Annotated in this window: 9 protein-coding genes; all 9 read right to left on the bottom strand. The window is 45.3% G+C overall.

From position 1 onward, the window contains the following. Positions 1-29: 29 nt before the first annotated feature. The 9 genes from AMS66_RS30500 to AMS66_RS34830 all read right to left on the bottom strand — a co-directional run bounded on the left by AMS66_RS30500 (position 30) and on the right by AMS66_RS34830 (position 11,026). Positions 30-584, bottom strand: coding sequence for a hypothetical protein (locus AMS66_RS30500; RefSeq protein ID WP_053784340.1), 555 nt, complete (start codon positions 582-584; stop codon positions 30-32). After that, positions 581-2,002 (bottom strand): hypothetical protein, encoded by a 1,422-nt coding sequence (locus AMS66_RS30495; RefSeq protein WP_053784339.1) that lies wholly within the window; start codon positions 2,000-2,002, stop codon positions 581-583. Before AMS66_RS30495 ends, AMS66_RS30500 begins: the two co-directional genes overlap by 4 nt. Positions 2,003-2,020: 18 nt before the next feature. Then, on the bottom strand, positions 2,021-3,802 hold the full coding sequence (locus AMS66_RS30490) for a hypothetical protein (protein WP_053784338.1): 1,782 nt from the start codon (positions 3,800-3,802) through the stop codon (positions 2,021-2,023). Positions 3,803-3,830: 28 nt separating this feature from the next. Beyond that, positions 3,831-4,493 carry a PAAR-like protein gene (locus AMS66_RS30485; RefSeq protein ID WP_053784337.1) on the bottom strand — a complete coding sequence of 221 codons (663 nt, stop codon included), beginning with the start codon at positions 4,491-4,493 and terminating at the stop codon, positions 3,831-3,833. Next, on the bottom strand, positions 4,494-5,021 hold the full coding sequence (locus AMS66_RS30480; RefSeq protein WP_053784336.1) for a hypothetical protein: 528 nt from the start codon (positions 5,019-5,021) through the stop codon (positions 4,494-4,496). After that, positions 5,018-6,163, bottom strand: coding sequence for a pentapeptide repeat-containing protein (locus AMS66_RS30475; RefSeq protein WP_053784335.1), 1,146 nt, complete (start codon positions 6,161-6,163; stop codon positions 5,018-5,020). Before AMS66_RS30475 ends, AMS66_RS30480 begins: the two co-directional genes overlap by 4 nt. A 20-nt stretch (positions 6,164-6,183) precedes the next feature. Further along, on the bottom strand, positions 6,184-7,743 hold the full coding sequence (locus tag AMS66_RS30470; RefSeq protein ID WP_053784334.1) for a contractile injection system protein, VgrG/Pvc8 family: 1,560 nt from the start codon (positions 7,741-7,743) through the stop codon (positions 6,184-6,186). 467 nt (positions 7,744-8,210) lie between these two features. Beyond that, positions 8,211-10,193: an AraC family transcriptional regulator gene (locus AMS66_RS30465; RefSeq protein WP_053784333.1), complete on the bottom strand. Its 1,983-nt coding sequence runs from the start codon at positions 10,191-10,193 to the stop codon at positions 8,211-8,213. A 245-nt stretch (positions 10,194-10,438) separates the two neighbouring features. Next, on the bottom strand, positions 10,439-11,026 hold the full coding sequence (locus AMS66_RS34830) for a cell wall hydrolase (protein WP_053784516.1): 588 nt from the start codon (positions 11,024-11,026) through the stop codon (positions 10,439-10,441). Positions 11,027-11,173: the final 147 nt, after the last annotated feature.

Genomic DNA, 11,173 nt, shown 5'->3' with positions numbered 1-11,173 from the left:
ATTCAGCTATAGAAACAAAAATATATAAATCATACTACTCTATCTATTTCATCTAGTCTCTCCATGTTTAATTCACTAAATTCTGTTCTTGGAATAGAATAAACATTTTGAGGCCATCCATATTTTCCACAAACAAGCTCATTATGGTGGTAACTAACTCTCCCCCCTCTCTCAAACAACAATATTATAGGTTCATATAGAGCTTCGAAACGTGCATCAATTTTTTCTCCAACGCTAATTATCCACTCCCACTCTAAAAAATATTTGCACAAGAACTCTACTGTCCAACCTTGTTTCAATAATTCCAATTCCTCAACTTTTTTTTGAATATGAAGCAGTATTTCTTCTTTAACACCAATAATCTGAGCTGCACTGTATATGGGTTTACGTATTTTATTATCAGGGCAATAAACATCCCTAAAGATGTTACCCCTATTAATATATTCAGTTACAAGTAATGCATGTGAAGGAAGGTCTTGCCTCCTGACGTTCCAATCAATATTTATAATTCTTTGTACTGCTTTTTCAAACCTTTCCAAAGTTCTCACTTCTTTCTTTAAGGTGTGTTTGAAATCTGTTTTCATTTTGGATCACGCATATCAGGTCTAAAATAAGGATAGTCATCAGGCTGAGGTGGTGCCAGTTCATGAGCACCCGGAGGATCGCCTGTAAATTTTTGATTTTCAATTCCCCCTACATTTCTATAAGGTACACCTTGTTGCATTAATTGCGATTCCGCTAATTCATGATCAGCCAATTTTCTAAAGTACGCTTTTTCATCTGCTGATAGCTCTCCCTTTAAAGCACGCTCCCATCCATGTGCAACATCCCAAACAGGATGAAAATAGTCAGAATAATACGTTCCCTCATACTGATTAACAAGATTTTCATGTTTTGTTAGAATCATATGTTCCTTTAAAGCCTTCGCTTCTTCGGTACTCAATCCTGTATTTTTAGCGAATGTCTGAATTTCCTGTTCATCTAAACCTGTCAATCTTAACTTTTTATATGTTTGAACAGCAATTTGGTCTTGTCTTACTTCAATTGGATAATCGATCGGGTTACCTCTTGGTTCAAGTTTGGTAACAACTTTACCCGTTCCTTCAGTTTTAGGAAGGGATTCCACCTTATTAATTGCGCTTGTCCGTCCCTTACTAGCCTCATCATATAGACGCGAGTCATCAAACTCATCGAAAGGCCGATTCTTACCAGGACCGCCCAACGTCCCTCTGGAAGGCTTGGATTTAGCAGTCTTCGGTCCAGTCTTACCGCTAGCTGCCGCCGGATCATGTTGAACCTGCTGCTTCCAGGCTGCCCACGTATCTCCGAGCGCCGAACTGTTCTTACTGTTCACCAGCTTGTCCGCTGCCTTATTTAACCCATGCTTGGCTAGCATAGCCAGGTTTACAACCATCAATGTAATGCCCAACTTATCCAGCAAATCCTGATCCATTCCAAGAAACGTTGGATTCGTATTGGCGTTTCCGTTCTTCAGATCATTCAACTTCTCCGCGTTAACCACGATCATGGAGACGCCCAGCGCAGCATCGGCTACAGCCAGCATGTACAGAGATCCTCCACCTGTTGGTATCGCCGCTATAATTGCAACTACCCCGAATATGATGTTGAATTCTGCAATCAATACTTGGGGGCCGATAATAAGCTCTTCGAATGTATATCGGGATAAGTATACCGTTTTTTGGGTTTGCTTGCTCAAATAGTCGGGCTTTTGCGGTATGCTATAGGCAAGTTCCATCTGTTCCAGCCAAGGACTGATTTTTTCCAATACGCCCCCGATTCCGGTAGCTTCCACGAACTGCTGGATCATCCCTGGCTTTCCACTCGATCCAGCCGGTCGGGAGGATCCTTGACCGCTCAGCACTGGAGGAGCTGGCATCATCGCATGGATTTCCTCTGATGACTTGCCTGCTTGCCCCCCTTGTTCCATCACCTGTTTGGCTTGCTGCCTCCAATCGTACATCGCCGTTCGATCCTGGTCCATCTGGTTGTAAACCTTCTGCTAGTTCGCCAGTTCGACCTGTTTTTCTGCTTTGCTTTTCTTTTCCGGCTCTGCAGCGGGCTGATTGATATATTTTTGTTGATAAATTGTTTTTTGTTCATCGGAAGACATGGTGCTCAGCCAGTTCTTGGCTTGATCCTTCATTCCCGGATCACTCTTAGCCGTCTCGGCTACTTGATTACGAATATCCGCTCGTTGACCATCCGTTAGCTGAACTGCAGCCTTGAGTTGGAGCGATAGATCGATCTCTTGTTTCGCAATTTCTCCTTGAGCGAGCTTATCTACATACAACTCTTCCAGCTCTTCTTCGGTTAGAAGATCCACAAAGTCCACTTCGATCTTCTCGAAGTCAACCTTGGCACTCTGGATCCCCATCCGGTTACCGTTCAGGATAACATACTGGTCCGTATTCGTCTGGAGTACAATTTCCTGCTCAGCACGTATTCGAAGAGATTCGAGAACGCCCTCTTCGCCCCCACTGCCGGCTTCAATCTGATTTCCTGCTACAACGAGAAGATCCTCGCTGGCATTCAGCGTGATATTTCCTCCATCCAGATGCAGGCTAACGGTCCCTTTCTCAAATAATACCCCATCATCGCCCAGCTGCATTTTGGCCTCGCCAGGCATCTCGAATACTTTTGTGGAAGGTTTCTGGAACACCGTCCGGCTCTTCATTTCCTCGCCGCCGCCACGAACCGAATTAATAGCCATCGCCTTTTTCTCTGTGCCACTGGGGAAATAGACCTTAATGCGAGCCCCCTCATCCGGCAGACAGTGAAAGATATTGTTGCCCTCTCCCGAATAAGGAAACCACCAATTACCCTGCTGATCATGTGCATCGTCGATATCTAAATGCACCTTCACCATATTGTTGGCCCGTTTGATCACGCGTCCTTCCAAAGACATCCCTTGGAGTTTATCATTACGGCGGGATTTTCGGCGCAGACTCTGGCGTTTTACCAGCAAGTATTCATACTGTAACAAACCTGCTGAGTAGCTGATCACGGACTCGGAAACCACCCACATCTGTTTCTTAAATGACACATCATCGCCGACTTGGCAATACTGATCACTGGTTACTCGGTAGCTAACAAAATCGGCTTCCACTAGCCGCTCGGCATCCTTGCCTTCAGCATTAGCTCGAAGCTCTTCATAAACAGCTCGATCTTTCATGGCCTTGTAACGCCGGACATGTAGCTCTTTACCCCAGGATAAGTCCGGGACACCAAAGTAGACACGAAGTGCATCCATGGAGACGTCCGGTAAAATGACGGTTCCCACTCTAGAAGCCAGTCGCTTCAGAAATTTCCAATCTGTTTCTTCGTACTGAACCAACAAAGCACCTATGGAAGCCTGGTCACTTGTCGCCATATTCTGGGCATCCCCTGAGGCATAATTCCGAACCAGCTGCCGAATCGCATCGGTATAGGTCAGATGCTTGTTCTGATACGAGCGACTCCGCGGCTTCATATCCATAATATATGTACGTGATAGAGCCTCCACTTCTAAAAGGGGGATCCCGTCTTCCATCTGTATATCGACTTTGGTAATTCCTCCGGCGAACCACCCCTCCGGTCTGGCATCCGTTGGCTTCTGCAGAACGAGGCTGTCGTTAAAGGAACTGTGAAGGAGGCATTGCTCGGCCTCCTCTTCGCTCATACGGGCTGTAAAAACACATCGTGTATGTGCATTGAACGCTCGCTCAATTCGAAAACTGCGTAGGTCCTTGATCTTGTAAGGCCATTGCAGTTCAAAACCATCTCCCTGATAGTTAACATCCATTTCGATATCCTCCTCCGTTATGCCAACCTCACCTTACAGCAAACTCCGGAGGAGCCGGATCCATGCCATTGGTTAACAAGCGTATCTGCCCTCCACACGTACAGAACAGACAGGACTTACTGGTCAGGGCCGGTACTCCCTGAATGGACACATTGGGGCTTCCATTGGTCCACTGGGGCTTTGCCCCTGCCAATGCCTCGATCAGTGCACTTAACGAAGGTTTTGACATCAATGTGCTTTGAGCAGAAGCCGAGGCGGTGGGCATAATTCCAGGTGCACAAGGGTAGATAGCCTGTCCACATGTTGGTTCTGTTGGATCGGTGTCAATAATGTAGGAAGGATCCGATTTGGGTCCTGCGACACGTTCAGCTAACTTCATCGGATGCAGCTCACTCCGGCAATACCCGAAGGAGTAGAAGTTTCCGTCGATTTCCTGTCCCATTTTTGTATAAGGTATACCGTGAATCGTCCCTGGCTCAGAAGTGGACGTGGCACAATCCTCGACCGTTAGCATCGGGCTACCGTTTATGTACACCCCATTGGGCTCCAGCTTGTTCAGTACCTCCTCATGGGTTCCAAACGTACAATGCATATAGGCTCCTGCCGTTACATATGTATCTTCACTCCTCCAGGGGGAGGAAAGCAGCTTGTTTAGCGTATCCTTCGTTAAGATTGTATCTGTAACTCCCATTTACATGTCTCCTTCTGTGATCTGAATCGGTCTGACGTTCAAACCATATATACCTGCCCGCAGTAGACGTTCTGCCAGTTCAAGACGAACAATCACCAGCTGAGTCCGATAATACGGAATGAGGAATGCAGGTTCTTGTTCAAGGCCGCTGAGATCAGCCATTATGCTCATAACCTGCCCGCTCTGGATCAAGGCTTGATCAGGCGCGATACACGTCGCCTTCGGCAGATCCATCAAGTGATAGAATGACTGGTTATACTGTTCCAGGTTCATCACCACAACTCTTTTAGAAGTAATCTCAGGTGCAAGCTTCATGATGAACTTGGATAACTCATCACTGAGCAGCAGCAAAGGATATTGCGCAAGGATACTGGAAGAAGAAAAGGGCTGACCACTCTTCACATAAACGATTTCCTCTTCAGCAGCATAGTCATAACCTTGAAGCATTCGCTCTGGCCATTGAAGGCTGGCTCCGTTGGAAGAAAGCTGTCTGTCATGTTCGATCACGTAGTAATTTGTTTCACTCATGAATCCTTCTCCACCCATTCAATAGCAGCGCGCTGTTCAGCAGTCAACTGCACCCGAAATCGATCTTGTACAAGCATCTGGCTTCCTGCCAGATCAGCCCCGGTGAAATCTACCTGCTCCAGCTGTGCACCTGTAAAGTCACCCGCAATTTTCGCATATCGAAAGCTTGCATGATTCAGATTGGCTCCCTGAAACTGGACACCGTTCATACCGTAGAACAGTCCATGTGTATCGACGAAGGTATCGCGGCCACCCAAAGCACCATCGAATCTTGCCTTGCTCAGATCACACCCTCGAAAGTCCGCATCATACAAAAGCGTCTCTCCAAAGTTGACATGATCACACTGGCACCGCATAAACCGAGTTCCCAGTAGGCTCGTCCCCTCCATGTGGCTACCGCTGAGTCTCACTTCTTCGAACCGAGCGTAATTGAAATCTATTTCCCCATAATCCCCCTGCGTAAGATCTACACTCGCAATATGTTCATAGATGTATTCACTGGTCAGCTTGCTCTCCAGCCAACCCTTACAAGTTATCGAGCTGCGCTGGATCCCATTCATTCGGTGTACCGATTCAGTCACCTCATGATCCTGAAATTCACCAACACGAACTTCAAATTCTATGTCCTTGTTTAAGTTCTGAAATGAATCTAGTTTACGAATGTCATCCATTGCATAACGGACAGCATGTACCATATAGACATGAAAAGGATACAACTGTCCTGTTTGCCATGCATGAAGGGCAACCTGATCAATCCGGTTCATATATCTCTTGCGACTGCTCTCACATTCCTCGAACCACTGTTCCATATAACGATAAATCCAGCTTGCATCGTATAGAAACCCGCTCGCGGGCATCTCCCCCTCACGGTACCGATCACTCGCGTGTAGCATATAAGCCGGATCTCCCTGATTCAGCCTGGTCCGCATTAACGATACGTGCAGCGTACTGCATGCCTGTAGCTCACCCTGTTCTTGTTGCAATCTTACCCGTTCACAGAAGGCGTCAAATAGAGGAACAATTCCTTGTACTATCTCTTGCCGATGCCTAACATAATAGGCGTGCAACTCCTGTATCTTGCTATTCCGAAGTGGCAGCACTTCCTGTTCCAAGAACTGCTGCCACAGCTCCATCTGATGCATGATCTAGCCCCTCACTGTCTTTATTGGTTCATTAAGATCTCAATCCCTTTAATGACAACCTGGCCTTGGTCGATGGTTAGGCCGCCGTTTCCATCCTTGGTTGACAGATCTATTTGGTTAGCTAGCATGACGACGGACTCGGATACCATTTCAATCTGCTTACTTGCCTGAAGGGTAATCTTGTTCTCACAGTTCAGGATAATGGTTCCTGCACTGGTCAGCGTCAGAGTCGCTCCTCCTGTGGCTCCAGTAATGGTGATTTTGTCTTCTTCAAAGGTAATCTTCTGTCCAGTCGGTGTAAGTAGGAATTTGGTGTTGGGATTGGCCATCAGATCTTCTTTTAAATCCTTGTCATATTGCACAATGGGCTGCAATTGCTCCTGCTGAACAACCGTAGTGGTGATCCCTCCTCCACCACCTCCAGTTTGGGTAGTTTGGGCCGATGCAGGCGACGAAGAAGGTGATGACATGGCCTCCTCCGGTATTTTCTTGCGAACAGAGCTCAGTGCAATGCCTTCCGCCTCCCTTGCATTAGGAAAGTAAAGACGGATACTATCCCCTTGCTCAGGCATACAGTACCACCCAGTCTGATCATCCGAAGCATACATGGTGGAGTAAGGGAACAGATTGGCCGTGGCCAGACTCCATTCCTGATCACAGTCCAACTGGACTTTAACCTCATCTCTCACGACGCCCATAATCTGTCCTGAAATGGATGCACCGACAAGGCGTGAGTTGTATCGCTTACGCTGATAAGCAGATTTCATGTGCCCGAGCACATAATGGTGGATAAGTAGCCCCTGCTGCATTTCGGTCCGAATTTCAAAGACGTTGAGTCTTTGCCCTTTAAACTGTACCTCATCCCCAAGTTGCAAAACTCGATCATGTACCTTAACTTCATATCGGATATAATCCTGTTCACTAAGGCCACTAGCACCTTGCGCTTCTTGTTGAAAGGCCAGCATGTCCTTATACATGCGGTAATGCGTTGCTTCCAGCTTGCCTGCATCCCGTTGCTCGGGTATACCCAGATAGATACGAATGCGTTTTTCCGTTGATACAGGAATCAATACCGTATGATAATGGGATGCTAATCGCTGCAGAAACTCCCAGTCGGTCTCCTGGTATTGGAGTGTATAAGCTCCAAGTTTTTTCTTTTCCATAAACGTATTGAATGTCTGACCGTCTGGATAGAGCCCGCTAATCTTCTGCATGACATCTGGAATCAAACTGGCAGCATTCTGAAAGGAACGTGTCTCGCGCTTAATATCCATGGCATGCGTATGCGAGACGGCTTCCGCCTCTAGCCAGTACACCTGATTCTCCACTCTGACCTGGAGCTTCAGAATGACACCGTGAAATAACCGCTGTTTTTGTCCATGTTCATCGGTATAAAACAATTCCACGGGAGTGCTCTCATCGGCCATACGTACATATTGCTCTTCTTTTTCCTCTGGAATGACCCCAGTGAATCTTAACTTCCCGTGCTCATGAACTTTCATATGTATCGCAACTTGATGTATTCGAATCTCAAAAGGCTGTATCTGGAGTTGCTCGTAACTAATTGTCGCGAGTGTCATGACCTCTCACCTACTTACTTTTTTTTATTCTGATGCTTTAATTTACTATTTATCGACTTTTAACATATGTTTGTTTATACATTATCCTTAAATTCAATAAAAAGGATATAAAATAAGGCTTTACTCATATTCCATAAATTCCTAAACGCGAATAAAAAAGAGCAGCGCGCTTGCTACTCCTCCTTTATTCCTACGCTTTGGATTCTTATTTGAGCATCATTATGTTAATAGTCCATATTAAATAGTATCTTCTATTCCTTTTTTTCTTCCCCCCATATCCATTTGGATAGAATCTCTAAATCTCTACTATTGTACATTTGAATATGTTGCCAAAAAAGCCGCCATGTAGGCGACTTTGATGGTACCCTCTAACTAAAATAGTTAAGCTACGATAGACATTGATGTTCAATCGGTGTGCGTTGTTTCAAGTTTGCCATTGAAAGCCTAAATCCAATTGGAGCATTTAATCATTTAGCACTGGCAGCCATTTTCGTGATCTTGTCGGCAATATCTTCTGCCTGTAAAAGGGATGAGAATGAATCCGCCGCAAAATATTTTTCCATTTCAATCTCAATTACATGATGATTTTTGACAGCATCTAAGGATGTCCACGTCACCGGGAGCTTGGGTGGCTCTTTACCTTCAACTTTAAGCACAATGACGTAGTCGCCTACATAATCGTTTACAGTCTCCCATGACACTTCAATACGATCCTCTTTCTTGTCGATAATTTCACTTTTCACTTTAGGCGTCGGGTTTAGTCCCAAAATATCGTATGTAGCTCTGCCCCCACGCTCGCCTGCATTGCCAATTACCATCAAAAATTTGTCTACAGTAATATAATCCACAATGGAGATCGTTGCATCTTCAGGAATTACATTTCTGATTTTATTGCGGGCAGCTTCCGTACGTTTTTCAAAATCTTCATTCCACTTCTTAGCTTCTTCTTGTCGACCCAGAATATCGCCCATCGCCGTAATTTCTTCCTGAATCGTGGAGTACTTGCTTGTCTCAAACACGACGGTTGGTGCAATTTTGGAGTAACTTTCATAGGCTGCGGTATTCCAAGTAATAATGATATCTGGAGACAAATCCAATACCTTCTCTAAAGAGATACTTCCCTCCAAACCAATATCTTGAACCGTGTCAGGTAAATAAGGTTTTAGAAACTTTGCAAAGTTCATTTGTGTACTGGACGCTCCAACTGGCGTTACCCCTACAGCTAAGACTGGCCCTAAGTCCCAGTCAACAACAACACGTTTGGGATGTGTCGGAACACTAACTTCTCCCATGACCGTTGATACTTTACGCATGCTCGTATCTTCTTTGGCCTCATTGGAAGGCATATTTTGAGTAGACTCTGCACTCTGCTTTGAATTTCCACCTGCTGATCCCTGGGTATTATTTTGACTGGAGTTCCCATTCGTGCACGCTGCAAGCATTAACGTAAAACATAACATAAGTGTTAATACCATCTTCGATCTTGTTCCTTTATACATCTGTCTATCCCCTTCTGTTTTGTATTGATAATGATTATCATCAATAACATAACAAGTAGAAGAATGTTTGCCCATAGAGGATACGAACCCTTCCCATGGACTATCTGAATCGCCTGCGCTTTCCTTCATTTTCTTTTTATATTGCCCTGGCGTCATCCCGACCTGCTTCTTGAACAAACGTGTGAAATAAAAAACGTCACTATAACCTACACTTGAAGCTATCTCCTGTGCAGTGGCATCTGTCCGAATCATTAATTCTTTTGCTTTAGCCATCCGCGCCTGAATCACATATTCGATAGGACTTCTGCCCGTACGAAGTTTGAATTGCTTCGATAGATATTGAATGCTGTAATTCCATTGTTCTGCCAAGGACTCCAGAGAAATAGATTCATTAAAATGTTCGTGAATGTACTGGATGATCTCTTCTACCATATCCTTTTCCTTTGAAGTAACTCCTTGAAGCTTAAGTTGCTGGACAAGTGTATATACGAACTGGTAAAAAAAGATTTTCACATGAAAACGTTCAAAAATCTGTCTTCGGTTCCATTCCTCATACATCGAATCGACATGACGATATAGATTAACCGGAGCAAGAGGCTGATAGGCATACGGTAGCTGAAAAGGGTTGTTCATGAGATAGTTCTTCTGGATTTCTTTGCTAGCTTTGGGGGACATACTACCTCTATATAAAATGTAATAGTACGTCACCTCATCTTGTCCAGCCTCAAACCTGATCCTGCTTCCTTTTCCTGCATGCAGAAGATAAAACCGTTTAAATATATGTATATCATCATCCAACCAAAGGGAGCCTTGTCCTTGCACGATATATATAAAACCACTGACTGGGAGATGATATTGCTGCTTCCCCCCGCTACTTATTACAATTTGACGAATATCTACCAGCTGAATCGATGAATTGTCCCACATTTGAATATACTCTTCCCAGTTCACTATTTTTCTCCCCCGTTTGACCGCATACTGAACCTAATATTCAGTAAGAAATCCCTTTATAATTCACTTTGACTATATTCGATAACGATAATCATTGTCAATTAGAAAGCGACATAAAGGTGAGGAAGAAATCCCTATCATTCCCCCTCCAGAACCAACAGAACCCCGGCAGCACATCTGCATTGAGCAGTGCATAGTCGGGGTTCACCATTATTTTAATTATTACTGATATCTCTTAACCTAACTCACCTTGTAAAATCATGCTGCCCAATCGTCAGCAATGTCGGTCTGCTCTTACTCCACAACGACGTCGCAATCTTCGGATTGTAATAATAGAGGGCTCCGTGTGTCGGATCAGTGCCATTCAAGGCTTTACGTGCTGCCTGGTAGGAAGTCTGGGTTGGCTTTGTATTAAACTGTCCATCATCTATGGCCGTGAACTGCCCTTTTTGAAAAATCACTTTCGGGATTGATGACGGGAATGCATTCGAATGCACACGATTCAAGACGACCGCGCCTACAGCAACTTGTCCCTCAAAAGATTCCCCACGCGCTTCCCCATGAATTAGCTTCGCCAACTGACGCAGCGTGTTACCTTGAGCTGCAGCCTTCTTGTTCAGTCTGTTCAGTGTTGCCGGACCTGCAATCCCATCCGCACTCAGCCCCTGCGCCTGCTGGAACTTACGTACAGCGCCTTTGGTAATAGAACCATAATACCCCGTTAATCCGGCCTTAAAATACCCCAGTTTGCTTAATTGCTCCTGCAATTGCAGCACATGTTCACCGCGAACGCCCTGCTCCAGCTTCTGCGCCCCGGCAGACGGAGCTGCCATCGTAAGTCCGAGAGCCATCGCGAAGGCACCGAGAAGCACACTGACTCGTCCTGCTCTTCTGCCAGCCTTTTTCCCCCTGCGATGGGTGACTTTCCGGCTGACGGTAATAGGTTCCATGTGGTCAGTGCTTGTGTGCAGATCATACAG

This window comes from Paenibacillus xylanivorans (assembly GCF_001280595.1).
Lineage (GTDB): Bacteria > Bacillota > Bacilli > Paenibacillales > Paenibacillaceae > Paenibacillus > Paenibacillus xylanivorans.
The sequence above is the reverse complement of the archived record's forward strand: the minus strand, read 5'-3'. Positions and strand labels throughout refer to the sequence as shown.